The organism is Streptomyces sp. NBC_01520 (assembly GCF_045040375.1).
In the GTDB taxonomy this organism is placed as follows: domain Bacteria; phylum Actinomycetota; class Actinomycetes; order Streptomycetales; family Streptomycetaceae; genus Streptomyces.
Window position 1 is genome coordinate 6,708,210 of sequence record NZ_CP109404.1, and the last position, 26,413, is coordinate 6,734,622.

Below are 26,413 nucleotides of genomic sequence, written 5' to 3' on the forward strand. Positions count from 1 at the left end.
AAGGGGGATGGGCTGTCAAGGGGACCGGGCCGCCCGGTCCGGACGGTGCCTCCCGACCTCCGGACATGCCGGAGCGGGGTGGAGGTCACCCGCCCCTCCACCCCGCCGGTCACACCTGCCGGGTCAGCCGGCCGGCACCGTGTCCTGGAAGGCCGTGCCCGCCGCGCGGTACTGCCCCACCAGCGCGGACACCTGGGCCGGGGACAGGACCTGGTCCTTCACGTGCAGGACGTAGTCCACCTGCTGGTCGTACGAGCGGGGTGTGGTGCTGCTCTGGCCCGCCAGATCGATCAGCCACTGGTTGAAGTTGATCGACATCGGCCGCTCGGGCAGATACGCCGCACCGTGCGTGCCGAAGTGCTGCCCGTCGATGTAGTACGTGATGGCGCTGTCGTCGATGGTCACCACCAGGTCGTGCCAGCCGGCATAGCTCTGCCGTGCCTCGCTGTGCTGGTTGACGGCCTCCCACGGGTCGGGGCGGTAGGTCTCCCACGACGTCGTGTAGAGGATGTTGGCCGGCTCGCCCCAGCCGCCGTTGGGCAGGTACTCGAAGTCGTACTCCGCGTAGTCGTCTGCCATCGGCGCCTTGAGGTCGTTGATGGTGAAGAACGTCTGGACGAGGTGGTCGCCGTCCGGCCCGGACCGGGGGGCGTCGCTGAACTTCACCCGGGCCGCATACGTGCCGTTGCGGAACTTCGTGGCCTGCGTGAGGATCTCGGTCTGCTCCGTCGAGGCACCGGTGCCCGCCGTGGAGGTCTCCAGGTTCATCACCGAGTTGCCGCTCTGACTGCTGAAGGTGATGTTCTCGGGAGCCCAGACGGCACCCGGCACACCCGGACCGCCGGAGTTGGAGCGGACGCTCCAGCCGTGCGCCGCGATGTCCGGGTCCGCGTGACCGCTGTAGTCGAAGTCGTCGAACAGCCTCGGCCCGTCGGCCGGCGGATCGGTGGGGGGATCCGTCGGGTCCGTCGGGCCGTTGCCCCCGGGCGCCTCGCCCCAGGCCGTCACCCCGCCCAGCTGCGCGGTGATCCTCGGCCAGTCGCCGTACGTGGTCCGTCCGGAGCCGAAGGAGTAGTCGTCGCTCTGCCGCAGCGACTGCCAGTCCGCCCGGTGGAAGCGCAGCTGCATGTCCCCGGTGTCCGCACCGGGGGCCAGCGAGCCCGCGCCCGCGGTGAACGCGATCTCCAGATAGCGGTCCGCGTCGGCGGTCGGGTTCGCGAGCGTCCCGAACGTCCCGGTGATGTTCCCGCAGCCCTTCACCGCCCAGGAGCAGGCGAACCGGTAGGCCGCCGAGGCCGAATCGGCCTTGAAGTAGTACCGGACCCTGACGTTGTCGAGCGGCACACTCGTACCGCCGGTGTTGCGCACCTTCAGCCAGGGTTCGCTCTGGTCGGCCGTCGCGCCCGACGCACTCGTGCGGTACTGGACGACGAGTCCGTCGGCGGCAGCTGCGGCACCGGCGGCCGAGGGCAGTACGGCGAGGGCGGTACAGCCCAGTGCCACGCTGACGGCGGCAGCCGCCGCCGTACGGATACGGCTCCTGCTGGTCTTCCTCATGGGGGTGTTCCTCTCCGGAACGGTGGTGGGGGATCTACCGGGGGGTTGGCGCTGTTCCTGCGGAGGCGGTCGTGAGCGACCGCGCGGTCAGAGGGCGGTAGGGGACACCGAGCGCGTCCAGCCGCGCGGTGTGGTGGCGCAGCCGCTCGACGAATCCCGTCCAGTCGCGTCCGCCGGACCACGCGCGGTCGGCCAGGGCGCACAGACGGGGATAGGTGAGGTATTCGATCCGGTCCGGTGTCGTCACGTACTCGGTCCACAACTGCGCCTGGGTGCCAAGGATCTGTCCGGCCTCCTCGGCCTCCCAGTCGTCGGGGACCGGCTCGTCGGCGTACACCGTGTGCAGTCCGACCGGGGCACCGGGCTGGGCGTACGGCTCGGCCGGATCCGTGGACTGGGCGTAGTCGAGGTACGTGGCACGGTGGTGCGCGCTGACCACCCGGTGGCCCCGGCGGGCGGCGGTACGGGCGTGCGCCGGATCGCGCCAGGTCATCACCGTGAAGTCGAGGGGGAGTTCGGTGCCGGTCTCGGCCCAGCCGGTGGGCGTGCGCCCCCGCTCCACGAGGAACGACCCGATCCTGCCCATGAACCAGCCGTGCAGCGCCGAGGGGCCGGCCAGCCCTTCGGCCGTCGCCCGGTCACGGGCCGCGGGACTGTTCTCCCATTCGGTGGTCGGGCATTCCTCGCCGCCGATGTGGATGTACGGGGACGGGAAGACGTCCATGACCTCCTCCAGCACGGTCCGGCAGAAGTCGAAGACCTGCTCGTGGACGCCGAGCACGGTGTCGCAGACGCCCCACCTGGTCCAGACGTCGAGGCGCCGGTCCGGCCGGTTGCCCAGCTCCGGGTAGGCCGCGAGGGCGGCGCGCACATGACCGGGCATCTCGATCTCGGGCACGACGGTGACCCCGCGGGCCGCGGCGTGGCTGACCAGTTCCCGCAGCTCCTGCTTGGTGTACGCCCCCGAGTGCGGGACACCGTCGGACAGGGACTCGGCCCGACGGCCCCCCACCGAGGTCAGGCGCGGAAAGGCCTCCACGGGCATGCGCCAGCCCTGGTCGTCCGTGAGGTGCAGATGGAGGGTGTTGAGTTTGTGGAAGGCCAGGAGGTCGACGTACCGGTGCAGATACGAGACCGGCTGGAAGTGCCGGGCCACATCGAGCATCGTGCCGCGCCAGGGGTGGCGCGGAACATCGCTGATCTCGACACACGGCAGCTCCCAGGACGCGGCCCGTGCACCGCCCGACAGCGCCTCGGGAGGCAGCAACTGACGGATCGTCTGCACCCCGCGGAGCAGCCCGGTCGGCCGGGCGGCGCGCAGCAGCAGTGCCTGCGGGCCGACGGTGAGGCCGTACCCCTCGTCGCCGAGCCCGCCGAGCTGCGGGTCGAGTGCCAGGACGATCCGGCCGTCGGCCGCCGGGGCGAGCGGCAGTCCGGTGGCCGGACCGAGCAGCGTGCGCAGCAGCTCGGCCGCGGCCCCGGTGCCCGGCAGGGCCCGGACGCGGGTGTCGTGGTCGAGGACGAAGCGGCCGGGGCGGGGCGAGACCTTGCGGGGCCGGGGTACGAGGGAGAGCTCGGGGCGTGATGCGGGCACGGAGGGCCTCCGGATTCGGATCTCGGGCGGTTCGCGGGTACGGCGAGCGGGGTCAGCCCTTGACGGCGCCGGCCGCGAAGCCGGAGGTGACATGGCGCTGGAGGAGCAGGAAGATCACCAGCGCGGGCAGGGCGAAGAGCGTGGAGGCGGCCATGGTGGCGCCCCAGTCCGTGCCGAAGGTGTTCTGGAAGGACGACAGCCAGACCGGCAGGGTGCGGTTGTCCTGCTGCTTGATGATCAGGAAGTTGGCGTACGCGAACTCGTTCCAGGCGGTGATGAATCCGAAGAGCGAGGTGGCCATCAGGCCGGGCGCGAGCAGGGGCAGTGCCACCCGCCGGAAGGCGCCGGTCCGGGTGCAGCCGTCGACCTGCGCCGCCTCCTCCAGCTCGGGCGGAATGGTCGCGATGAAGCCCCGCAGCACCACGATCGTGAACGGCAGCGTGATCATGAAGTAGACGAGGGTCAGCGTCGGCAGCCGGTCGAGCATGTCGGTGTCGCGGGAGATGATGTAGACGGGGATGATCAGCGACTCCCAGGGCGCCATCTGGGCGATGAAGACGAGCAGCATGAACTGCCGCCGGCCCTTCCACCTCATCCTGGCCACGGCGAACGCCGACCCGAGCGCCACGGCCAGCGCCAGCAGCACCGCGCCCAGCGTGACCAGGACGCTGTTGCGCCAGAACAGCTCGAAGCCGTCGGCCTGCACGGCCCGCCGGAAGTGGTCCAGCGTCCAGGTGTACGGGACGAGCCGCGGTTCGGGCGACTGGATGTCCCGGGACGGCTTGAAGGCCGTCGAGATCATCCAGTACACGGGGAAGAGGCAGACGACGACGGTCACCACGGCGGCGGCGTTCAGCGGGATCCGCCGGATGCGGGGGCGCAACAGGGTCATCGGAGTTCGTCCTCCTGACGGAACATCTGGCGGAAGTAGAGGACGAGCACCCCGGACATGAGCACCACGGTGACCATCGAAGCGGCGGATCCCAGGTCGTAGCGCTGGCTGGAGAGCGCCGTCTGGACCGCGTACACGGGCAGGATCGTGGTGGCGTCGCCCGGACCCCCGCGGGTCATCACCCAGATCTGGACGAACGCCTTGAACGTCCAGATCACCTCCAGCGAGAAGACCAGCATGAAGATCGGCCGGAGCATCGGGAAGGTGACCGAGCGGAAGATCCGGACCGCGGACGCGCCGTCCAGCCGGGCCGACTCGTAGAGTTCGGCGGGCACGGTGGTGAGCGCCGAGTAGAGGGTGACGGCCGCGAACGGCACGGACTGCCAGACGATCAGCAGGATCAGGATCACGAAGGCCGCCGTACCGTTCGCGAACCACGGGTAGCGGTCGAACGAGCCGAAGCCCAGCGAGGTCAACGACCAGTTGACGATGCCGAATTCGGAGTGGAACAGCCACTGGAAGACCGTGGTGGCGGCGACCACCGGCATGGCCCAGGCGAGTACCAGCGCACAGAGCACCGCCGTGCGCCCGCCCCGGCCGAGCCGCTCCGTCATCAGCGCGACCAGGGTGGCGATGACCATGATCAGTGCGACGTTGACGGCCATGAAGACGAAGGTGCGGCCGGCCACCTCCCAGAACCGTGGGTCGGACAGCAGCGTCCGGTAGTTCCGCAGCCCGACGAACTCCGCGTCACCGCTGATCAGCTGGCGGAGCCGGAAGTCCTGCAGCGAGATCAGCACGGCCCGCGCGAGCGGGTACACGAGCAGGTAGAGCATGCCGCCGATCGCCGGGGCGATCAGGGCGTACGGCCACAGGCTGTGCGAGGGGCGGGGCCGCCGCCCCGGCGGTGCTCCCGCGGGGAGTCGGGTGCGGGGTGCGGTCCGTTCGCGGACGACCGGCACGGCAGGCCTCCTTTCGGTACGGGGAATGAACAGGCGGGTCAGGAACCGGAGTTCATTGCCCTGGTGATGTCCGCCGAGGCCTCGGCCGCCTCCTTCGCGGCGTCGCCGCCGGTGAGGACGGCGGTCATGTAGTCCTTGATCGGGTTCTCCGCCTCCACCGCGGCCCAGCCGGGTGTGTTGGGCGTCGCGTGGCCGTTGGCCGCGCCGACCGCCATCGCGGAGGCGCCGGGGTCGTCCGCCACCGACGAGGCCAGCGTCGTCCGGTTGGGTACGTAGCTCATGGCCACGGCGAGCTTCTTCTGCCAGGTGTCGCCCGTGAGTTCCTTGATGAACGTCAGCGCCTCGTCGGGGTGACCGGCCGCGGCGGGCACGACCAGATCGGAACCGCCGGTGAACACCGCGCCCGGAGTGCCGGCGGTCTTGCCCGGGATCGGGAAGAAGCCGAGCTTGCCCTTGAGCTCCGGGTTGTTCTCGATGACCGCGTTGGCCCCGCCCGGGGTGGAGATGACCTGGGCCACCTGCCCCTGCGCCATCACCTCGGCCTGCGGCGGATCGTCCTCGTCGGAGTCCTTGGGCCCTTTCCCGAGCGCCTGGAGCTCTGCGTAGAACTCCATCCCGCGCAGTGCCTCGGGTGTGTCCAGTGCGCCCTTCCACGTGCCGCCGGACTCGGTGGCGAGGTCGCCGCCCTCGTCCCAGACGAAGCCGGCCAGCGCGTACCAGAGCTGGCCCGGCAGATAGATCCCCTGCGTGCCGCCCTCGTTCAGCTTTGTGGTGGCGTCGATCCACCGCTCGCGCGTGGTGAGGGAGGCGGCGTCGATACCGGCCTTGCCGAACAGGTCCGTGCGGTAGACGACCACCCGGTTGGCCGCGTAGTAGGGGATGCCGTACTGCTTCCCCTCGTACGAGCCCGGCCCGGCCAGGCCCCTCAGCCAGTCCTCGCCGTTCAGCTCGGCCTTCCTGTCGCTGAGATCCAGCAGCCCGCCGCTCCCGGCGAACTGCGCCACCTGGGTGTTGCCCGCCTCGATCACGTCGGGGGCGTCGTTGCTGGCCAGCGCCGCAGTGATCTTCTGTCCGATGCCGTCCCACTCCTGGATCTGGACCCTGACGTCGATCTCCGGGTGCTGGGCCTCGAAGCCCTCGACGAACTCCTTCTGGAACGCGGCCGAGACGCTGTCACGCATCAGCCAGACGTCGACCGTCGTCCGGCCGCCGCCCTCACCGGCGTCGTCCGAGGAGGAACTGCAGGCACTGAGTGCGACGGCCATCACGAGCGCGGAACCACCGGCAAGCAAGCGGTACTTCACGGTTCACCTCAACGGGAGCAAGACCTGACCACCTGACCAGTGAAGCCCACTGGACAGCTCACCTCTTGATGGTGGATGAAGGTGGCATAGACCAATGAGACCGTCAACCCCTTGTGTGCAAAGGGGCGTTGACGATCTCGGGGTGCCCGGTGCCTCCGCTCTCGTCGCGAAGGGCGGCTACACTGCCCTGACCAGTGGTCACCAGTTGGCCGACTGGTAAGGGAAACGTGACGTCAGGAGGGGGAGGGCATGGCAGCCGACGTACCGGGGACGGTGCTCAAGAGGGAGCGGGCCCGCGACGCCGTCCTGGAGCTGATCGAGTCGCGCAGTCCGGGGGACGCCATTCCCTCCGAGCGAGCCCTGTGCACCCTGCTCGGAGTGTCCAGGCCCACCGTGCGCGCCGCGATCGACGAGCTGGTCGCCGCAGGGCTCCTGGTCCGCGAGCACGGCCGCGGCATGTTCGTCGCACCCGAGAAGATCACCCAGGAGCTCGTCTCCGCGGACCTCGCCCTGAGCGTCCCGCGGGCCGCCGGGGCGTGGTCGAGCAGGCTGCTGGAGTTCACCACCCTCCAGGCCGGCGCCCGGGTCGGCCGCAAGCTGCGGATGTCACCCGCCGAGGAGATCGTGTACGTCGCCCGGCTGCGCCTGGTCGACGGCGCGCCGATGGCCATCGAGCACCTGCACATCAGGGCGGCGTTCGTCCCCGGCCTGTCCGCCCAGGAGCTGGAGACCGGCGACCTGTACGAGCACCTGAGGGACACCCATGGTGTGCACGTCCATGAGGCGGTGCAGGCCATCGAGCCCACCGTCGTCACCCGGGCCGAGGCGCGGCTCCTGGAGGTCCCGGAGCTGTCCCCCGCGCTCCTCTTCGAGCGGCTCACCTCGGACACCACCGGCCGGCCCGTGGAGTACGTCCACTCGCTCTACCGGGGCGACCGGTACCGGATCGTCTCCCGGCTCGCCCTCGGCCCGGCGGCTGCCGCGGCCGGGCTGGTCAGGGACGGTCACCACCCCGGGATCCCGCCCGGCGACTTCGCGCACGGCGACCCGATCACCTCGTCCACCCGGGGGGACATCCAGTCGGGCTCCTGACCGCGGTGCCTTAGGGTCGGGAGCCAGCCGTGCGAGCCGACGACCGCGGCGCGGACATGAGGGAGGCACCCGTGCGCTTGAGGGTGGAATTCACCACCGAGCCCTTCGACCTGGACAAGGCGCCCGCCCACGCGGTCGTGGCCCGGGAGGTGATCCGGACGGCCGACCTGGACGCGGTGGACGTCGGCCCGTTCGGCAACACGGCGGAGGGCGGTGCGGACCAGGTCCTCACGGCGGTGGACTCGCTGTTGCGCAGGACCCTGGAGTCGGGTGCCACCCGGGTCTCGCTCCAGGTCAACGTGATCGGGGAGGACACTCCGTGACCGGACCTGCGGACCATCCCCTGGTCGCCGCGGTGAAGCCGCTCGTCGACGCCATGGGCGCCGAGCTGCTGGGGCCCGAGCAGGCGCAGGCGGACGACGTGGTCCTCGCCTGGGAGGGGCAGGACGTCATAGCCGTGCGTCTCCCGCAGCTCTCCGACTCGCTCGACCACATCCTGGCCGGGATGGAGCGGAGGCACGGAATGCCGCTCGCCGACCTGGACCGCAAGACGAAACAGCTGATCGTGCGGACCCTGGAGGCACGCGGTGCCTTCGCCGTACGACACGGCGTGGAGACCGTGGCGACCGCCCTGGGCGTCAGCCGCTTCACCGTCTACAACTACCTGAACCGCGAAAACGGCACCAAGGGTGCGTAGTTGAGCCCAGGAGCGGGCCGTGGGCCCGGGGAGCCGCTGTCCGGATGCCGGGACGGCGGCTCTTCGCGTTCGTGGAATTTCAACAAACTGTTGACGTGATGTTGCGAAGGGCGTTAGCTGTCCGCAGCCCGAACAACGCACAGCGAAGAAGCAGCCACGGAGGCTCCCGTGACTTCGAGCTCCACACCGGGCCTCGCCCGGTTCAACACCCTGGCGGCCGACGAGGCCACTGCCGCGCTGCACGAGGTCTGCGCCAGCACGGCATGGGGGAGCACCGTCCTCGCCCACCGGCCGTACGCCACCGAGGAAGCCCTGTTCGCCACGAGCGACGCCGCCACGGCCGAGCTCTCCCCGGACGACCTGGCCGAGGCGATGGCAGGCCACCCCCCGATCGGCCGTCCGAAGGCCGGGGACCCGGCCTCCGCCCGTGAACAGCGGGGGATGGCCGGAGTGTCCGAGGAGCTCAGGACCGAGATGCTCGAACTGAACCTGGCCTACCAGGAGCGGTTCGGTCACGTCTTCCTGATCTGCGCCACCGGAGCCACCGGTGAGCAGATGCGCGACGCGCTGAAGTCCCGGATCGGGAACTCGCCCGAGCGGGAGCGCGGACACGTGCGCACCGAACTGGGAAAGATCAACCGCATCCGGCTGACCCGCCTCGTGCGGGACTCCCCAGAACAAGGAGCGTGACGGTCTTGAGCACCGACACCACCGCATCGGTGTCCACCCACATCCTGGACACCAGCATCGGCCGCCCCGCCGCGGCCGTCACCGTCTCCCTCGCCGCCCGCGGCGGCGGCACGCCGTACGTGACGCTCGGCGGATCCGCGACCGACGCGGACGGGCGCTGCAAGGACCTGCCGGCACTGCCGGAAGGCACCACCCATGTACGGCTCGTCTTCGACACCGAGTCGTACCTCACCACTCAGAAGCAAGCCGAGGCGCAGCAGGACGCCCCCCGCGTAAGGGACAGCGGTGCGTTCTTCCCGGAGGTGGCGATCGCGTTCGCCGTCACACCGGGCGAGCACTATCACGTACCGCTGCTGCTCAACCCGTTCGGCTACTCCGTTTACCGAGGGAGCTAGCAGACAATGCCCACGATTCTCGGCCAGAACCAGTACGGCAAAGCAGAGAACCGCGTCGTCAGGATCACGCGGGACGGTGCCACCCACCACATCAAGGACCTCAACGTCTCCGTCGCCCTCTCCGGCGACATGGACGAGGTCCACTACTCCGGCTCCAACGCGCACGTCCTGCCGACCGACACCACCAAGAACACGGTGTTCGCGTTCGCCAAGGAGCACGGCATCGAGTCCGCCGAACAGTTCGGCATCCACCTCGCCCGGCACTTCGTGACCTCGCAGGAACCGATCAGGGTCGCCCGGATCCGGATCGAGGAGTACGCCTGGGAGCGCATCGCGACCTCGGACGCCAACTCGAAGTTCATCGGCGCCGACGACGTCAAGCACTCCTTCGTCCGCAAGGGCCAGGAGACGCGCACTACCCAGATCACCTTCGACGGGGAGAAGTGGGAGGTCATCTCCGGTCTCAAGGACCTCACGGTGATGAACTCCACCAACTCCGAGTTCTGGGGCTACGTCAAGGACAGGTACACGACGCTCAAGGAGGCGTACGACCGCATCCTCGCGACCGACGTGTCCGCGAAGTGGCGGTACAACTGGACCAGCGACGAGGAGCGCATGCCGAACTGGGAGAAGTCCTACGAGCAGGCGCGCAAGCACATGCTCCAGGCCTTCGCCGAGACCTACTCCCTGTCGCTGCAGCAGACGCTCTACCAGATGGGCTCGCGCATCATCGAGAGCCGGAGCGAGATCGACGAGATCCGCTTCTCGCTGCCCAACAACCACCACTTCCTCGTGGACCTGGAGCCGTTCGGGCTCAAGAACGACAATGAGGTCTACCTCGCCGCCGACCGGCCCTACGGCCTCATCGAGGCGACCGTGCTCCGGGACGGCGTCGAGCCGAGGATCCCGGTGGACATGACCAACCTCTGAGGCAGTACCGCGCCGGCCCTCCGCCGCCCCGCAGCCGCGCGAGGGCCGGACGTCCTCTCCACCCCTCGGCACCCACGGCGTCCGCCTCGCCGCCGTGGCACTCAAATCCTCCTAGGGTCCTGCCGTGCCCACATCGCCAGAGACAGAAGAAGGAAGCACCATGGCAGCTTCGGCGGACCCCAGGCCCACAGAACGCATCGTCATCGAGAACTGTTCGATCGCGACCGTCGACGCCCACGACACCGAATACGCCTCGGGCCATGTCGTCGTGGCGGGCAACCGCATCGAATCCGTCGGCGCGGGCAGCGCGCCCGAGGGCCTCGAAGGCGTCGTACGGCGCGTCGACGGCACCGGCCACCTCGTCACGCCCGGCCTGGTCAACACCCACCACCACTTCTACCAGTGGATCACCAGGGGTCTCGCGACCGACCACAACCTGTTCGACTGGCTGGTCGCCCTGTACCCGACGTGGGCGCGCATCGACGAGCCGATGGCCCGTGCCGCCGCCCAGGGCTCCCTCGCCATGATGGCCCGCGGCGGGGTCACCACAGCGATGGACCACCACTACGTCTACCCGCGGGGTTCCGGCGACCTGTCCGGCGCCATCATCGGGGCCGCCCGCGACATGGGCGTACGCTTCACCCTCGCCCGCGGCTCCATGGACCGCAGCGAGAAGGACGGCGGACTGCCGCCGGACTTCGCCGTGGAGACCCTCGACGGGGCACTCGCCGCCACCGAGGCGACCATCGACGCACACCACGACGCCTCGTTCGACGCGATGACCCGGATCGCCGTCGCGCCCTGCTCCCCCTTCTCCGTGTCGACCGAACTCCTCAGGCAGGGCGCCGAACTGGCCCGCCGCCGCGGAGTGCGCCTGCACACACACGGCTCGGAGACCGTCGAGGAGGAACAGTTCTGCAAGGAACTGTTCGGCATGGGCCCGACCGACTACTTCGAGTCGACGGGCTGGCTCGGCGACGACGTGTGGATGGCGCACTGCGTCCACATGAACGACTCCGACATCGCCGCCTTCGCCCGCACCGGCACCGGCGTCGCACACTGCCCGTCCTCCAACGCCCGCCTCGCCGCAGGCATCGCCCGCGTCCCCGACATGCTCGCGGCGGGCGTCCCCGTCGGCCTCGGCGTCGACGGCACCGCGTCCAACGAGTCCGGCGAACTCCACACCGAACTGCGCAACGCCCTCCTCATCAACCGGCTCGGCGCCCACCGCGAGAAGGCACTCAACGCCCGTCAGGCCCTGCGCCTGGGGACGTACGGCGGTGCGCAGGTCCTCGGCCGTGCCCAGGAGATCGGCTCCCTGGAGGCCGGCAAGCTCGCCGACCTCGTCCTGTGGAAGCTCGACACCCTCGCCCACGCCTCCATCGCCGACCCGGTGACCGCACTCGTCTTCGGCGCCGCGGCACCCGTCACCCTCTCCCTCGTCAACGGCAGGACCGTCGTCGAGGACAACCACCTCATCACGGTGGACGAGGACGCCATCGCCCGCGCGACCCGCGACGAGGCCCGGCGTCTGGCGCGGATCGCCGCCGGAGCCTGACGCTCCGCACACCTCCCACCCGCCCCACCCTCCCCTGACAGGCCGGCCGAGGGGGACGGCCCTCGGCCGGCCGCCGTGGACCCGGAAGGATCCACGGCAGCCGCTGCGGGAGCGTGTGCCCGGACGCACCTGCCCGGCGCACACGCCCCGTACCGGTGACGAAAGCTGCCGCATCAGCTGCACGACCTGCATCAACGCACCACTCAGCACCACCTCCCTGACACCCGCGTCCCCGACGCGTACCCGACCGGAGGAAGCCGCCGTGGCAGCTACGCCCAGGTTTCGCACAGTCCCATCCGAAGACGCCGACCCGAAACACCCGGTCGACGAGACGCTCCCCCCACTGAAGATGTTCACCAGCGGTCTGCAGCACGTGGCCGCGATGTACGCGGGCGTGGTGGCCCCGCCCATGATCGTGGGGCCCGCCGTGGGCCTCACCGCCACCGAGACCGCCTTCCTCATGGGGGCGAGCCTCTTCACCGCCGGCATAGCGACCCTGCTCCAGACCCTCGGCTTCTGGCGCGTCGGCGCCCGGCTGCCGTTCGTCAACGGCGTCTCGTTCGCCGGGGTGACCCCGATGATCGCGATCGGCAAGGACCGGGGACACGACGGCATCGCCGTCATCTTCGGCGCGATCATCGTCGCCAGCCTCCTCGGCTTCGTACTCGCCCCGTACTTCTGCAAACTCGTCCGGTTCTTCCCGCCCGTCGTCACCGGCACCGTCATCACCCTGATAGGTGTCTCGCTGCTGCCCGTCGCCTTCAACTGGTCCCAGGGCGGCAACGCGGGCGCCGACGACTACGGTTCGACGACCAACATCACGATGGCCGCCGTCACGCTCGTGATCGTGCTCGCCCTGCGCAAACTCCTGCGCGGCTTCCTCCAGCAGATCGCGATCCTGCTCGGCCTCGTCATCGGCACGCTCATCGCGATCCCCGTCGGCATCACCGACTTCGGGGCCCTCGGGGACGCCGACCTGGTCGGCTTCCCGACGCCGTTCCACTTCGGGGCACCGCAGTTCGAGATCGCCGCAATCGTCTCGATGTGCATCGTGATGCTGGTCTGCATGACCGAGTCCACCGCCGACATGCTGGCCCTCGGCAAGATAGTCGGCCGTCCGGCGGACGAGCGGACCATCGAGGGCGGTCTGCGCGCCGACACACTGGGCAGCGCCATCAGCCCGCTCTTCAACGGATTCATGTGCAGCGCGTTCGCCCAGAACATCGGGCTGGTCGCCATGACCAAGGTCCGCAGCCGGTTCGTCGTCGCCGCGGGCGGAGTCATCCTCGTGGTGCTCGGCCTGGTCCCCGTCGCCGCGTCCGTCATCGCCCTCGTACCGCTGCCCGTACTCGGCGGCGCCGGCATCGTCCTCTTCGGATCGGTCGCCGCGAGCGGTATCCAGACACTGGCAGCCGCGGCCCTGGAGAAGGGCGAGAACGCACTGATCGTCGCGACCGCCGTGGGCATCGGCCTGATCCCGATCGCCGCGCCGGACTTCTACCACGCCTTCCCCGAGGACCTGCTCGTCGTCCTCGACTCGGGCATCTCCACGGGCTGCGTCGTGGCGATCCTGCTGAACCTGGCGTTCAACCACCTCGGCCGCAAGCTGTCCGCCGACACAGACACAGAGGCGGAAGCGGAGGGGGAGACCAGGGGGAGCGGGCAGCCGAAGGACCCGATGGCGCTGCCCGTCGCCCACTGACGAGAGGGCTTCGACAGCCCGGCGCGCGTACGACGGCCCCGTACGGGAACCGTCGTACGCGCGCCCGGTGCCGGAGGTCAGCCGATGTGGAAGGCGTCTCCGTACACGTGCCAGTCCAGCGGCGGATCCAGATCCAGATTGCCGTTCCGCAGGAAGACCCGCTGGGCCGTGTCCACCCGGCTGGTGTCCGAGTGGGCCTCCTCCTGCCGCATCGCCCAGACCCGCGCGTCCAGGAACGCGTCGAGGTAGGCGACCTCGTCACCGCCCTGCGACGGCGGCCGTGCCTGCGCCAGGGCCATCTGCCGGATGGAGCCGAAGCTCGTGCTGTCGTTGCCGCCGCCGTGCATGACGATGGCGTCGTAGTACGCGAACTGGCCCAGCGTGCCGAGGCCGTCGGCCTTGCCCCGGCTCACCGCCGGGTCGAAGTAGACCCGGTCCCGCTCGTCGTTCTGCGCCTGTTCGAACGCCGGATCGGTCGCGGCCTCGGCCCAGTCCCCGGTGAACCCCGGGTCGAGGCCCTCGTGCGAGTCGGACCCGTCCACGGCGCGCAGGGCGGGCAGGTACTTCGCGAGTACGTTGCCCGGCTTCCGCTCCGTGTACAGCTCGACCAGGTCGAGCATGTCGCCGGTGCCGGAGCAGAATCCGATGATGCCGGCCGTGTAGCCCCGGCCGTCGCCGATGTCCTCGATGTAGTCGTACTGTGCCTTCCAGTCCAGCGAGGAGTTCTCCGCGCTGGACACCAACTGCATGGCGATGTCCTTCTTCGCCGGATCGTCGAGCCCGGTCGCGGCGGCCTCCAGGTGATGTACGGCCGGTGGCGTGGGGACACCGGCCTGGGCGGTGACCGGAATGGCCGTGAGCGTCAGCCCGAGGGCCACCACGGCAAGACCGATGGGTCGGGTGAGGCGAATGGCGCGAGTGATTTCAGTGGTGCTGGTGGTGCGACGTGCGGTGCTGTTGTGGGGGTGATGCACCAGTCCTCCAGAGGGAGTTCGCCGTTCCAATGTTCTGTTAGGAAGCTTTCCTATCAGGCTTCGGAGTGTCCGGTACACCCCTGGGCACGCGCGGACCGAGAACTTTCCTCGCGGAGGCACGGGAGTCCCGCACCATGCGCGGTGGTGCGGTGCGGGGCCCGGAGCGGTGACGCTCAGCAGTCGAGGTAGGCCACATGGATCCAGACGCCGGTGCGACCGCCCCACAGGTCACCCGTCAGCCAGTTGCCCTGCCGGCCGCGGGAGTCGAGGTTCTGCCCCGGTTCACCTGGCCGGGCACGGGGTACTCCGTGCCCGGGCCGCCGCGGAAGTTCACGCCGTCGTCGTCGACCGTGCAGACGGCGGCCGGTGCCGCCGCTGTGCCGCCGCCGAGCCGCCGTCGCCGTCGAGCCGCCGTCGCCGTCGAGCCGGCGGCGACGGCCCCCGGCTCGGCCTGGGCGGTCGGGCTCGCGGCCAGTCCGAGGCCGGCCGCCAGGATCATTGCGGTCAGGAACATGTTCTTCGTCATCAGTCCCTCCCGGACGTTCCGCGGCGCCCGGTGCGCGCAGCCGCACCCGTCCCGACGGGGCTCGCCACCGGTGGGTATCGGGCGGATCCGCACAGAGGTCGCCCGGATGGAAGCGCAGGTCATGGGAGCGTGAACCGGTGCGCGCGATCAGCGGGCGGATGCTTCGCGCGCCCGGTCGGCAGGTGTTCAGCCGCGGGGGATGCGGAAGCTCTCGCCGTACACCCGCCACGCCAGCGGGGTCTCCAGCTGGAGTTTGCCTTCGCGCACGAAGACGCGCTGAGCCGTCTCCACCCGGCTGGTGTCGCTGTGCGAGGGTTCCTTGCGGACCGCGGCCACCCGGGCGTCCAGGAAGGCGTTCAGATAGGCCTCCTCGTCGCCCCCCTCGGACGGCGTACCTGCCGCCGCGAGGGCCTGGGCGCGGATCGTGCGGAAGCCGACCGTGCCCTTCGCGTCCGCGTAACCGTGCATCACGTACGCGTCGTAGTAGATGAACTGCCCCAGGGCGCCGAGCCCGTCCGCCTCGGCCCGGGCGACCGCCGGGTCGAAGTACGTCTCGTCACGCTCCGTGTTCTGCGCCGACCGGAACGCCGGATCGGTGGCAGCCCTCGTCCAGGCCGCGGTGAACGCGTCCCCGAGTCCCTCGTGCGAATCGCTGCCGTCCACCGCCCGCAACGCCGGCAGGAAACGTACGAGCGCGTTTCCCGGGCGGGCCTTCCCGTACCGCTCGACGACCTTCAGCATGTCGCCGGTGCCGGAGCAGAATCCGATGATGCCGGCCGTGTAGCCCCGGCCGTCGCCGATGTCCTCGATGTAGCCGTACTGTGCCTTCCAGTCCAGCGAGGAGTTCTCCGCGCTGGACACCAGCCGCATGGCGATGTCCTTCTTCGCCGGATCGTCGAGTCCCTTCTCCGGGGCGCCGGTGGCGGAACCGGAGCAGCTGGTCAGGACGAGGACCACGGTGGCGGCGAGGGCGAGACGTAGGGGCTTCACCCGCCAAGCGTGCCAGGCGGGGGTCCGGGACCGGCGGGTGCCGTCCGGCTGTAGCGTTCGGGGCATGGAAGATCAGTCTGTTGTGGACGTCGGCGATGTGCGGCTGGCGTATCGGACCTGGGGCGATTCCTTCGGCTCGCCCGTCGTCCTGCTGCACGGCCTCGGCGGCTCGTCCGCGAGCTGGGAGGCGGTGGGCAACCAGCTCGGCGAGGAATGGCGGGTGTACGCCCTGGACCTGCGCGGCCACGGCGAGAGCGACTGGCCGGACGAGTACGCGTTCGAGCAGATGAGGGACGACGTCCTCGGCTTCCTCGACGCGTGCGAGCTCGACCGGGTCGGCATCGTCGGGCACTCGATGGGCGGAGTCGTCGCCTACCTGCTCGCCGAGGAGCACGCGGACCGGGTCGAGCGGCTGGCGCTCGTGGAGACCCCGCCGCCCTTCCCGGGGCAGGAGGCGGGCAGCCTCCCCACCGGCCGGGTGGACTACGACGAGAACGCCGTCCCGGAGATCAGGGCCCAGATCGCCGCCCCCGATCCGCGGTGGGAGGAGGAGCTGGGACAGATCGTCGCACCGACCCTGATGATCGCCGGCGGACCGGAGAGCGCCATGCCGCAGGACCGGCTGCCCGACATGGCCTCCCTCATCCCCGACTGCCGGCTGATCACGCTGGGCGGCGGCCACCAGGTGCACGAGCGGCACGCGGACCAGGTGGCACAGCAGATCACCGAGTTCTTCACCAGCTGAACCCGTCGCCCGTCGCCCGTCGCCCGTCGCCCGTCGCCCGTCGCCCGTCGCCCGTCGCCCGTCGCCCGTCGCCCGTCGCCGGGCGTCGGGCGTCGGTGGGTCCGGGCAGGGGGCCGGTCCGGGCCCTGTCCGAGTCCGGGGGAAGGGCGTTGTCAGTGCCGGGTGCCAGGATTCGTCCCATGGATCTCGCACCCCTCTTGGCCGATCTCGACGCCCAGCCGTGGGCCGCCTACCAGCACGCCTACGGCAGCGCCGCCGACGTGCCCGACTGCCTGCGGGCGCTGACGGACGAGGACGAGGAGCGGGCCGGCGAAGCACTCGGCGAGCTGTACGGGAGCATCCTGCACCAGGGCTCGGTGTACGAGGCGACGGCGCACGCCGTCCCGTATCTCGCACGGCTCGCCGGTGCGGGGGTCCGTCCCGCGGAAGTGCTGGGCCTGCTCGGCGGGATAGCGGAGGGCGGGGCGGACGAGGGGGAGAGCGACGAGGCCGCCTGCCGGCGGGCCGTGACCGCCCAACTCCCCCTGCTGCTGGCCTCGTCGGAGGACGGGAACGCCTCCGTGCGGCAGGTCGCCGTCTGGGCGGCGGCCATGACCGGGGCCACGGACCAGGTGTATCCGGCGCTGCGGAGCCGCTTCCGGACGGAGCAGGAGCCGCTGGTCCGGGCCGAACTGCTCGGCGGCCTGGCCCACCTGGACCCGGAGGGCACCGCAGGCCTGGCGGCCGGGGCCATCGGTCCGGACGGGCCGGGGGAGCTGCGCATCGCCGCGCTGCTCGCTTGCGTGGACGCGGGTGTGCCCTGGACCGACGAGCATCGGACAACGATGCTCGACCTGCTCCCGGCCGACGATCTGGTCGCCGGCCGCATCGACCTCGACCGGAACGAACCCCTTCAGTACGTGGTCTCGGAGCTCCTGCTCCGCGACACGGACGCCGACCGCGACGCCGTGTACGGACTCCTGGACGCCGCACTGCGCAATGAGCGGCCCGAGGTGCGTACGGAGGCCCTGTGGGCGGCGGAGTCCGCCTGCCAGATCTCCCGCAGCGCGCCGGACCGGCTGGCCGGCCCGCTCGTCGCCACGGTCCTCGGCGACCCCTCCGGCGCCGGGCAGGCACTCTCGCTGCTCCGACTGCTGGGCCGCCGTGCTGCCGCAGTGGCTCCCGCCCTGGCCGAACTCGCCGAGACCGGCGGTGACCTGGCCGACCGAGCCCTCGAAGCGCTGGTGTACGTGGACCCGGAGCGCGCCGTGCCCCTCCTCGCCCGTGACCTGGAGAACCGGCCCCGGGCACTCGCCGCCGCCTGCGGCGGGCTGCTCGCCACCGCGCCCACGGTTCCGTTCGACGCCAGGATGCTCACGGCGGTCCGCGCCCGGCTGGCCACGCCGGAGAAGCTGAGGGACAACGAACCCTTCAGGTACGCGGCGCTGCTGGAGTCCTGGGGGAGCGGGGCAGCCGCCGCCCTGCCCGAACTGGGCGCCGCGCTGCCTGCGTTCCCACAGCCGATGGCGAGGGCTCTGGCCGCAGTCTGCCCACCGGAAGACAGTGGGGCGACGGGCGGACTCCTGCGCCGGGCGGCCCGGACGGGACCGCCCGAGGCCCGGCTCGCAGCGGCTCAGGCCGTGTGGCAGCTCACCGATGACACCGGTCCGTCGCTGATCGTCCTGGCCGCGCAGCTGACCGGTGACGGGAACCGGATACGGGAGACCGCGACCGCCGCCGCCGAGCTGGGCCCCCGGGCGGCGGAGCTGGTGCCCGCCCTCATAGCGGCGGCGAGCACCCCCGGGGCGTCCCGCATCGTCCCGCACCTGGACGCCGATGTCGCGATCGCCGACGCGCTGTGGCGGATCACGGGCCGGGCCGAGGAGCCGCTGCGGCTCCTGGCCGGAGTGCTGGGCGAGACCGGGCTGAGCTGGATCCGCTGGACCCTCGTGAGAGCCGCGCGGGTCGCCGCCCAGCTGGGGGACAGGGGCCGTCCACTCGTACCCGCACTTGAGGCGCTGCTCACGGATCCGCTCCACACCCCGGCGGCAGTGCTCGCCCTGCACGCGATCGCGCCCGGGACACTCGATGTGCGCACGGCGGCCGGGCTGTTGCTGGACTCCGCGGAGGAGGACGCCGACGCGGCCACGGCGCTGGAGGCGCTCCGTGCCCTCGGCCCGGACGCGCTGACCGAGGACCACGGGCGGCGGCTGGCCGCCCTGGCCGAGCGGGATCTGAGAGTGACGGCCTCCGGGGTGGAGACCACCATCGCCGCCACGGACGACCGGCTGCGGGAACAGGCCAGGGAGGTGCTGCGGGTTCTGAGCGCGGGCCCGGCCGCGGCGGGGGCCTGAGCGGCCCGGGTGTGTGGTGTGCGGCCCCGGTCAGGCGGGGACAGGGCGTGTCGGCCGCGCGGGTGGTCCTGAGGTGTGCACGGCGGCTCCGCCCTGCCCGCCCTGAGCGATACGCGTGGGCCTGCCGCGCGGCAGGCCGAGCGACGTCGGGAGCGTTCCGCTTCTGCGCGGGCGTGCGGGTTCCTTCCCTTCGTCGTCGCCCGCCGGTCCGCCCCCGGGCCCGGTCCGCAGATTCCGCTTCGATGCGCGAGCCGCCCCACGCTCCCCGCTGTCAGCCGCCCGGCCGCCAGTCCGGGCGGCGGCCGCTCAGCGCGATCACACGGTCGAGCAGCGGCGCGTCCGGCGGTACCGGCACGGGCGGGCCGAACAGCTCGCCAGGACCCGGCCCGTCGTCGTCCGCGGGGGTCAGCAGCGCCTCCGACGAGCGCAGCCCTGCCTCGTCGGCCCGGAATTCCTGACCGGTCGACCGGGCCAGGTCCCAGCCGTGCACGAGGAGCTCGTTCGACACGACCATAGCGGCCACCGCGCCGGGCAGGTCCACCCCGCCGGCCCGTGTCATGCCCTCCTGGGCGGCGGGCGCCCGCCACGCCGTGACGAGCTCGTCCAGCAGCGGAGGCAGCGACTCCCGCCAGCCGTCGGGGAGGACCGGCAGCGCCGAGTCCGGTGAGGTGTCCGTGGTCGGCCCCAGGTCCTTGCGTGCCGCGTCACGGAAGGCGACGGACAGTCCGAGCACATGGGCGACCAGCTCACGGACCGAGTAGTCCGGGCAGGGTGTGGGCCCGGACAACTGCCGGTCGTCGAGCGAGCGGATCAGTTCGCCGATCTGCCGGGCCGCCGGTTCCAGGTCGAGAGCGGGTGCGGTCCCGCTGTGCGTATCCATACTTCTTCAGACCGTTCCGGAGCCCGGAACTCATCGCGGACATTGCGGCACGTTCCGATCCAGCCCCTTGTCGGCACCCCCACCGACATGGCATACAGGTCTGGACCATTGCTTCGGACGGAAGGCATCACCGTGCAACGCCCCCACGCACGCACCGCGTCGGCCTGCTCCGCCACCCTGCTCCTCGCCGCGCTCACCGCCTGCGGAGGAACCGCGGAAGCGGACACCCAGAAACCGACGGCACCCGAGGGAGTGACCGCGCAGGCCGGCAGCGCCACATCCGTGCACGTCATGTGGGAACAGGCCTCGGACAACAAGGGAATCACCGGCTACGAGGTGTACCGCGAGGGCAGGAAGGCCGGATCGGTACCGGCCACCAAGCGGATGACCGACATCGACGGGCTGACCGCCTCCACCACGTACACGTTCACCGTCCGGGCCCGCGACGCCGCGGGGAACCTCTCCGCCCCGAGCACCGCCGTCCCCGTCACCACGCCCGCCCCCACCCCCACCGACGCCGAGCCGCCGACAGGGCCGGTGAAGCTGCGCGGCAAGGCCGTGAACGGCAGTACGGTCACCCTGTCCTGGGGCGGTTCCACGGACGACGTCAAAGTCACCTCGTACGACATCTACCAGGAGGACTCCCGGATCCACAGCGTGCCCGGAACACAGACCACGGCCCGCCTCACCGGACTGCGCCCCGGCACCGTCTACACCTTCACCGTCCGCGCCAGGGACGCCGCCGAGAAGTCCTCCCCGGACAGCGACCCGCTCGACCTCACCACCGCCTCCGCCCCCGGTGCGCCGGCCGGTACGGCACCCACCGGACTGCGGACGGAGGCGGCCACCGAGGGCAGGGAATCCGTGATCGACCTGTCCTGGGACCAGCCGGACACCGGCGGCACGATCCCCGCCTACCAGCTGTACCTGAACGGGAAGCTGACCACCACGATCGTCTGGGGCGGCACCCCGCCCACCGGGCGGGCGACCTACCGGCTCACCGCCACCGATCCGCCCGGCACGCGCTACTCGCTCAAGATCCGGGCGAAACTGCCCGACGGGACGTGGGGCGACTTCTCCGCCCAGCGCACGGTCGTGCTGACCGGCTGACGGCAACAGCGGCACAGCAACGACCCGGATCGCCCCGGGCGCCTCGGACGGCCCGCTGAGTCCGTCCTTCGAGGTGTCCTGCGGCATCGCGGCCACCGCGCTCCTGAGCCCGCTCCACCACCGGCTGCGGTACGGAGAGTGCCGGGCGGAAACCGTCCCCCCACTCCTGCCGACGCCCCCCGGACGCCGGTCAGTCGGTGATGCGTACCGTCTCGACCCACGAGGGTGCGGCCGGGGCCGACGGGCCGATGAGCGCGGCGACGATCCGGCACGACGGGGTCTCGTCCGGCCAGGGGGTGTAGCCGTCCGTCAGGACGATGACGATGTGCGGGCGCTCCCGCACCTCCAGCGCCGCCGCGATCCCCACCCGCATGTCGGTGCCGCCACCACCGCCCAGCGTGATCTGCTCCGTGGACGTCACCCGCGAGACCGCCTGCACATCCGCGTCGCAGGCCAGGACGGTCACCCGGTTGCCCCGGATCCCCACCTCGCGCAGTACGCCGGTGACCTCGGCCAGGGCCGCGGCGATCTCGGCGTCACCCATCGACCCCGACGTGTCGATGACGACCGCCACCCTGGGCAGCGGCCGGCGGAGGCTCGGCAGGACGACACCGCGCAGCGCCGCGCTCCGGCGGGACGGCCGGCGGTAGGTGTAGTCGATCGCTCCGGCCGCCCAGGCGGCGGCCTCCCGTACCGCGCCCGCGAGTGCCTGCCGCCAGTCGACCGTGGGTTCCAGGATCTCGTCCGCCCAGCGCCGCCAGCCACCGGGCAGCGTGCCCCTGCTGCGCACATGGGCGCGCATCGCCTCCGCCGTGTGGCGCCTCAGCGCCTCGGCCTCGACCGTGCCGACACCCTTCGGGCCCTTGTCCGGCCCGCTCAACTCCCAGGGAACCGGCTGTCCGTGGGCGCCCGACCCGCAGTCGTGGGTGAAGGCGGACGGGGGCAGGGCCGCCAGATACACCTCGAAGATCTGACCCTCCGGAAGGCCGAAGAGACGCGGTTCGAGCCGCCCTGCGGGCAGCGGCAGCCCGTCGGAGACCAGGTCGTCGTTGATCTCGCAGTCCTGCGCGACGTTCACCCGGTGCCGGTCCCGCTGGTCCGCCGCGGGCAGCAGCTCGGCCCGCCCGTGGTGGTCACGCAGCAGATGCGCCACCTCGTGCACCCACACCGCCGCCAGCTCCGCCACCGGCGTCCGGTCCACGAACCCGGACGACACGTAGCAGCGCCAGTGCCGGTCCACGCCCATGGTCGGCACCTCGTCGCTCGGCACCACCGTCAGCGCGTACAGGGCCGACGCCAGGTAGGGGCGGTCCTGGGCCGCCCGGTAGCGCGCCGCGAGGAGCTTCGTCGTGTCCAGTTCAGCCACCCTGGGGAAGGGCGCCGGACTGCCTCAGCAGATCCAGGAACCCGTCGATCCCCGGCGGCACCGGCCAGTCGAGGCTGCGCATCGCCGCCAGGTCGACCGCGGCACGGGCGGCCACGTCGGGCACCCCCGCGTCGACGGCCTTGGCCAGCACGGCCCAGCCCGCCTCCCAGCGCTTCCGGGTCAGGTCGCCCTGCACCGCGGCGACGACCGCGATCAGGAAGGCGAGCTGCCGGTCCCCGCGCTCGGGGAGCGCGAATGCGTCCGGGTCGGCCAGCACCCGGTCAGGGTCGGGCAGGTCCAGATGTTCCAGGTAGGACAGCAGCTCGATGCCCGCACCGTCCCCGACCGCGCCGGTGAGCGCGGCGGCGACCGCCTCACGTCCGGCATCCGTCGCGTAGCCGGTGGCGAGCAGGCGCAGGGCCATGTCCCAGGTGCGCGGGGACGGCCAGGCCCGGCCCCGGCTCTCCGCGTCGGCCGGGATGTGGTGGACGAGACCGGGCCGCGCCGTCAGGAAACCGGAGACCGCACCCCGCGCCCGCGCCGCCGCCCCCGGAACCTTGGCGGGTTCCACGACCGGCACGCCCAGCGCGGGCCACGTCCCCGCCATTCCGCGGGCGACGGTGCGCGGGTCGTGCGTCCACTGCAGATGGACGAACCGGTTGGCGAGCGGCGGACTGAGATGCCAGCCGTCCGCCGCGCTCGACGGAGGGTTGGCCGCAGCCACGATGCGTACCGCCTCCGGCAGCACCAGGCTGCCCACCCGGCGTTCGAGCACGACCCGCAGCAACGCCGCCTGCACGGCGGGCGGCGCCGACGACAGCTCGTCGAAGAAGAGCAGCCCCCGGCCGGTACGGGCGAGGCGCACCGCCCAGTCCGGCGGCGCCATGGGCACACCCGTCTCCGCCGGATCGTCACCCACGACCGGCAGACCGGCGAAGTCCGACGGCTCGTGGACGCTGGCGATGACCGTCTCCAGGCCGAGACCCAGACCGGCGGCGAGCTGCTCCATGCCGGCGGACTTGCCGATCCCGGGCTCGCCCCACAGCAGCACCGGCTGATTGGCCGTCACCGCCAGTGCGAGAGCCTCCAGTTGAGGACTGCTGGACGGCTCGGTGCGCGTGGTGCGCAGCCGGCGGTTGAGCTCGTCCGCCGCGTCCAACGGGCCGGGGGCCGCGGACGCGGGCCGGACGGTGGTGTCGGTGGTGCTCACTCTTCCTCGTCCTCTTCCTTCTGCTGCTGCCACTCCTCGTACCACTCCGCCCCGATGCCCGGGTGCTCGGCCAGCACCCGCGCACGGAGGAAGCCCAGGTCCTTGCGCTTGTACCGGCGGACCACCTGGGCCAGCGAGAACTCCGTCTGGTCGATCACGTCGATGCGGGCCCCCGCGTCGAGCAGCGCCCGCACCAGCGCGGCGGAACCGCCTTCGCTCACCACGACACCCAGCGGGGTCCGGTCATGGTGATCCAGGGCTTCGAGGTCGAGCCCCGCCGCGAGCAGCCGGGGCAGCAGCGCCTCGTGGTCGAGCAGGTGGAGCACATGCAGCAGCCCGCGCCGCCTGCCGTCCCGTACGCGCAGGTCGACACCCGCGTCCAGCAGCTCCAGGACGCCCTGGGTGTCCCCGTGCTGGACGCGCAGGAACAGCTCCTGGCGCTGCGCCCGCAGCCCCTTGGGCAGCCGCCCCGTCCCCGACGTACAGGTGTGCTCGACCGCGAAGCAGCCGGCCACGGCCCCGCCGAACGCACGCATGGCGCTCTCACGGTGCCGCTCCTCGTCGGTGTGCGGGGAGCGAAGTGCCCCGTCCCGGAACACGACTTCGTGCCATTCACCGCGGCACCGCACCCGCACGGGACGCGGAGCGGGCGGCTCCGGCGCACCGAACGGGCCTTCGAGCGCGGGGAAGAGCGCCCCCGCCACGAGCGGATGCAGCCACCGCGCCGGCATACCGCCGGCGCGCAGCAGATCGAGGTCGGGAAGCCGGCGCCAGACCACCTCGGGGAGGAAGGCCGCGGTCTCGGCCGTCCCGGGTTCCACGACACTCGCCCGGAGCCGCCCGCCCGCGCTGTGGCCGGTGAGTTCCAGCAGGAGGTGCCCACGCCAGTGAGCACCGATCCGGAAGCGCTCCGTGCCGGCCACGGCCGTCGACCGCCGCACTCCCGCCTCCAGCCGGGGGATGTCGACCGCGAGCCAGGCGACGACCTCCTCCGGGCTCACGCGGTACCACGAGCGCTCCGACTGCGGCGGCGTCGGATCCCATTCGATGCCCGCGGCCTCGAACGCCTCGGCCACCTTGCGGTCCTGGTGCAGCAGAGCCACCCGCTCCGCCCGCGCCACGGCGTCGCCGTGGCCGGGCGAGGCGAGTTCCCGCACCGTGCGGTGTGTTCCGTCGTCATGGAGGAACGGGATCCGCCCTCCGGCGCCCGCCGCGGCGCGCAGGTCCTCCGTACGCCGGGCGTCCCACACGTACCGGGCCGCCCGCCAGTCCTCGGTGCCTGCGCCGAACACACCGGGAGAGGTCTCCGCCGGGACGGCACCGAAATTGAGCCTGAGCCGCTGCGGACCGTCGACCATCGAGGGCGTACGCAGATGCAGATACGGCGCGAGGGGCAGACCGGACCCGTCGCCGTAGCCCGCCAGGACGACCGTGCGGTCGGTGGCGATCGTCGAGCGCCCCCCGAGTACCCGCGGCAGATGCCAGCGCACCAGGTCGGGCACCAGCTGCCGGAGGTCCGACAGGAGCGCCCCGGCCACAGCCGTACCGTGCTCGTCCGCCACCTGCGCCGGGTCGAAGGCCACATCGAATCCGGCCACGGCGAGAGCTCCCCGCCAGTCACCCGCCAGCCGGCGTTCCGTCGCCCGCTCGACCATCCGGCGGGGCACCGCGTACTGACGCACCCTCCGCAGACTCGACGCGGTCTCGGCCGAGAGGTACACGTGGCCGGGCCGGCGCGTCACCGGTAGACGCTCCGTATCGCACGCAGGTCCGCGTGGGCGCCGCCGTCCGGGCGCAGCCGCGTCGCGAAGGACCGCTTCACCTTCCGGGGGAGCCCCGGACCGAGCCCCACGTACTCCAGCCGGGAGTCCGCCCCCACCGCGCCGAGCAGAGCCTTCGCGCCCCGCCCGGTCAGCCCGGTGTGGGCCAGCTCCAGGCGCCGCAGCGGGCTGCCGCGCAGCGCCTCGGCCAGCGCACCGGCCCCGACGTCACCCGTCACGTTGCCCGTCGCCCCGAGGCTGCGCTCCGACATCGGGCGCCCGAGGTCCAGGGCCTCGATCCCGTCGAGCGCACCGGCCAGCGCGCACGCCCCCGCCGGCCCGATGCCGTTGCCGCCGAGCCCGAGCCGCACCGGGCGCGCCGGATCCGCCGCGGCGGCGAGCACGGCGGCTCCCGCGTCGCCCAGGTGGTTGGCCGGCAGGTACAGCTCGCGCACGCCCGCCTCACGGATCAGCGCGGCGAGAGCGGGCGCGGTCTCGGCGCCCAGCCCGTTGCCGCCGAGGAACAGCCGCTCCACGGGCCGCTCCCGCTCCGACAGCACCCCGAGCAGCACCTCCAGTCCGGCGGCGGTGATCCCGCTGTTGACCAGGTCGAGTGTGCGCAGCGCGGTGTTGCGGGCCAGCATCCGCGCGAGGACCCGCACACCGGTGTCGCCCAGCGGATTGCGCTTCAGCCACAGGGCCCTGACGGTGTCGTCCTCGCTCAGCGCGTCGGCGAGCGCGGCTGCGCCCTCGGCCCCGATGCGGTTGCAGCCGAGATAGACGGTCCGCAGCGCGTGACGGCCGCCGCGGAGCGCGTCCGCGACCGCACGCACACCCTCGTCCCCCAGGGAGTTGGTGCCGAGCAGCACATGGGTGGTGTGCGCGGACCGTACGAGAGCGGGCATCACCCGGGCCGCACCGGCGGCCCCGAGCCCCTGCTTGCACAGATCGACCCGTCCGTCGGCACGCAGGGTTCCCAGCGGGAACACCTCGTCCGCCCCGACGGGCCGTTCCTCCGCGAGCCGTGCCAGCAGCGGATCCAGCAGTGCCGCGTCGGCGAGCGGAATGTCCGGGTGCTCGATCGCGGGGCAGCGCACGGGCATTGGCTGCGACATCACAACTCCCCAGTCCCTCGCCGGAATCCGG

Annotated in this window: 24 protein-coding genes; 11 read left to right on the top strand and 13 right to left on the bottom strand. The window is 71.8% G+C overall.

Annotation, left to right across the window (positions count from 1 at the left end):
* Positions 1–123 precede the first annotated feature (123 nt).
* Genes OG524_RS30240 through OG524_RS30260 form a run of 5 tightly spaced genes read right to left on the bottom strand, consistent with a single transcriptional unit; the run spans position 124 to position 6,309 of the window.
* Complete coding sequence (locus tag OG524_RS30240) at positions 124–1,557, bottom strand: cellulose binding domain-containing protein (RefSeq protein ID WP_405812029.1); 1,434 nt, start codon at positions 1,555–1,557, stop codon at positions 124–126.
* 34 nt (positions 1,558–1,591) lie between these two features.
* The gene (locus OG524_RS30245; protein WP_405812030.1) at positions 1,592–3,151 is read right to left on the bottom strand and encodes a beta-N-acetylhexosaminidase; all 1,560 of its coding nucleotides are present in this window, start codon (positions 3,149–3,151) and stop codon (positions 1,592–1,594) included.
* 52 nt (positions 3,152–3,203) lie between these two features.
* Positions 3,204–4,043, bottom strand: coding sequence for a carbohydrate ABC transporter permease (locus tag OG524_RS30250; RefSeq protein WP_405387537.1), 840 nt, complete (start codon positions 4,041–4,043; stop codon positions 3,204–3,206).
* Positions 4,040–5,005, bottom strand: coding sequence for a carbohydrate ABC transporter permease (locus OG524_RS30255; RefSeq protein WP_405812031.1), 966 nt, complete (start codon positions 5,003–5,005; stop codon positions 4,040–4,042). Before OG524_RS30255 ends, OG524_RS30250 begins: the two co-directional genes overlap by 4 nt.
* 38 nt (positions 5,006–5,043) lie before the next feature.
* Positions 5,044–6,309, bottom strand: coding sequence for an extracellular solute-binding protein (locus OG524_RS30260; protein WP_405812032.1), 1,266 nt, complete (start codon positions 6,307–6,309; stop codon positions 5,044–5,046).
* 249 nt (positions 6,310–6,558) lie between these two features.
* Between OG524_RS30260 and OG524_RS30265 the strand changes: the two genes are divergently transcribed.
* The 8 genes from OG524_RS30265 to OG524_RS30300 all read left to right on the top strand — a co-directional run bounded on the left by OG524_RS30265 (position 6,559) and on the right by OG524_RS30300 (position 13,373).
* Positions 6,559–7,401: a GntR family transcriptional regulator gene (locus OG524_RS30265; protein ID WP_405387534.1), complete on the top strand. Its 843-nt coding sequence runs from the start codon at positions 6,559–6,561 to the stop codon at positions 7,399–7,401.
* 71 nt (positions 7,402–7,472) lie between these two features.
* A complete protein-coding gene (locus OG524_RS30270) occupies positions 7,473–7,724 on the top strand; it encodes a hypothetical protein (RefSeq protein WP_405387533.1) in 252 nt (83 codons plus the stop codon).
* Entirely contained in the window at positions 7,721–8,098 is a 378-nt protein-coding gene (locus OG524_RS30275; protein ID WP_405387532.1) for a helix-turn-helix domain-containing protein, read from the top strand. Before OG524_RS30270 ends, OG524_RS30275 begins: the two co-directional genes overlap by 4 nt.
* Positions 8,099–8,266: 168 nt before the next feature.
* A complete protein-coding gene (gene uraD / locus OG524_RS30280; RefSeq protein ID WP_405387531.1) occupies positions 8,267–8,788 on the top strand; it encodes a 2-oxo-4-hydroxy-4-carboxy-5-ureidoimidazoline decarboxylase in 522 nt (173 codons plus the stop codon).
* Positions 8,789–8,793: 5 nt separating this feature from the next.
* Entirely contained in the window at positions 8,794–9,183 is a 390-nt protein-coding gene (gene uraH / locus OG524_RS30285) for a hydroxyisourate hydrolase (protein ID WP_405387530.1), read from the top strand.
* A gap of 6 nt (positions 9,184–9,189) precedes the next feature.
* Positions 9,190–10,113, top strand: a complete 924-nt coding sequence (gene pucL, locus OG524_RS30290) for a factor-independent urate hydroxylase (protein WP_405387529.1) — start codon at positions 9,190–9,192, stop codon at positions 10,111–10,113.
* Positions 10,114–10,273: 160 nt separating this feature from the next.
* Complete coding sequence (locus tag OG524_RS30295) at positions 10,274–11,671, top strand: 8-oxoguanine deaminase (protein ID WP_405812033.1); 1,398 nt, start codon at positions 10,274–10,276, stop codon at positions 11,669–11,671.
* 262 nt (positions 11,672–11,933) lie between these two features.
* On the top strand, positions 11,934–13,373 hold the full coding sequence (locus OG524_RS30300) for a nucleobase:cation symporter-2 family protein (RefSeq protein WP_405812034.1): 1,440 nt from the start codon (positions 11,934–11,936) through the stop codon (positions 13,371–13,373).
* A gap of 77 nt (positions 13,374–13,450) precedes the next feature.
* Here the strand turns inward: OG524_RS30300 and OG524_RS30305 are convergent, their stop codons facing one another.
* The 3 genes from OG524_RS30305 to OG524_RS30315 form a co-directional block, all read right to left on the bottom strand.
* The gene (locus OG524_RS30305; RefSeq protein ID WP_405387526.1) at positions 13,451–14,347 is read right to left on the bottom strand and encodes a chitosanase; all 897 of its coding nucleotides are present in this window, start codon (positions 14,345–14,347) and stop codon (positions 13,451–13,453) included.
* A 235-nt stretch (positions 14,348–14,582) separates the two neighbouring features.
* Positions 14,583–14,873 (bottom strand): hypothetical protein, encoded by a 291-nt coding sequence (locus tag OG524_RS30310; protein WP_405812035.1) that lies wholly within the window; start codon positions 14,871–14,873, stop codon positions 14,583–14,585.
* Between the two features lie 186 nt (positions 14,874–15,059).
* A complete protein-coding gene (locus tag OG524_RS30315; RefSeq protein ID WP_405387524.1) occupies positions 15,060–15,863 on the bottom strand; it encodes a chitosanase in 804 nt (267 codons plus the stop codon).
* 64 nt (positions 15,864–15,927) lie between these two features.
* Between OG524_RS30315 and OG524_RS30320 the strand changes: the two genes are divergently transcribed.
* Together OG524_RS30320 and OG524_RS30325 are read left to right on the top strand one after the other, a co-directional pair.
* The gene (locus OG524_RS30320; RefSeq protein WP_405387523.1) at positions 15,928–16,608 is read left to right on the top strand and encodes an alpha/beta fold hydrolase; all 681 of its coding nucleotides are present in this window, start codon (positions 15,928–15,930) and stop codon (positions 16,606–16,608) included.
* 179 nt (positions 16,609–16,787) lie between these two features.
* Positions 16,788–18,941: a hypothetical protein gene (locus tag OG524_RS30325; protein ID WP_405812036.1), complete on the top strand. Its 2,154-nt coding sequence runs from the start codon at positions 16,788–16,790 to the stop codon at positions 18,939–18,941.
* A 271-nt stretch (positions 18,942–19,212) separates the two neighbouring features.
* Here the strand turns inward: OG524_RS30325 and OG524_RS30330 are convergent, their stop codons facing one another.
* A complete protein-coding gene (locus OG524_RS30330; RefSeq protein ID WP_405387521.1) occupies positions 19,213–19,821 on the bottom strand; it encodes a TIGR03086 family metal-binding protein in 609 nt (202 codons plus the stop codon).
* A gap of 132 nt (positions 19,822–19,953) precedes the next feature.
* Between OG524_RS30330 and OG524_RS30335 the strand changes: the two genes are divergently transcribed.
* The gene (locus OG524_RS30335; RefSeq protein WP_405812037.1) at positions 19,954–20,931 is read left to right on the top strand and encodes a fibronectin type III domain-containing protein; all 978 of its coding nucleotides are present in this window, start codon (positions 19,954–19,956) and stop codon (positions 20,929–20,931) included.
* 190 nt (positions 20,932–21,121) lie between these two features.
* Here the strand turns inward: OG524_RS30335 and OG524_RS30340 are convergent, their stop codons facing one another.
* The 4 genes from OG524_RS30340 to OG524_RS30355 are packed head-to-tail and all read right to left on the bottom strand — an operon-like array spanning position 21,122 to position 26,382.
* Positions 21,122–22,297 carry a DUF2201 family putative metallopeptidase gene (locus tag OG524_RS30340; protein ID WP_405812038.1) on the bottom strand — a complete coding sequence of 392 codons (1,176 nt, stop codon included), beginning with the start codon at positions 22,295–22,297 and terminating at the stop codon, positions 21,122–21,124.
* Positions 22,290–23,507: an AAA family ATPase gene (locus OG524_RS30345; protein ID WP_405387518.1), complete on the bottom strand. Its 1,218-nt coding sequence runs from the start codon at positions 23,505–23,507 to the stop codon at positions 22,290–22,292. The genes OG524_RS30340 and OG524_RS30345 overlap by 8 nt, the downstream gene beginning before the upstream one ends.
* Positions 23,504–25,249 (bottom strand): ankyrin repeat domain-containing protein, encoded by a 1,746-nt coding sequence (locus OG524_RS30350; RefSeq protein WP_405387517.1) that lies wholly within the window; start codon positions 25,247–25,249, stop codon positions 23,504–23,506. Before OG524_RS30350 ends, OG524_RS30345 begins: the two co-directional genes overlap by 4 nt.
* Positions 25,246–26,382 carry a gala protein gene (locus tag OG524_RS30355; protein WP_405812039.1) on the bottom strand — a complete coding sequence of 379 codons (1,137 nt, stop codon included), beginning with the start codon at positions 26,380–26,382 and terminating at the stop codon, positions 25,246–25,248. The genes OG524_RS30350 and OG524_RS30355 overlap by 4 nt, the downstream gene beginning before the upstream one ends.
* Positions 26,383–26,413: the final 31 nt, after the last annotated feature.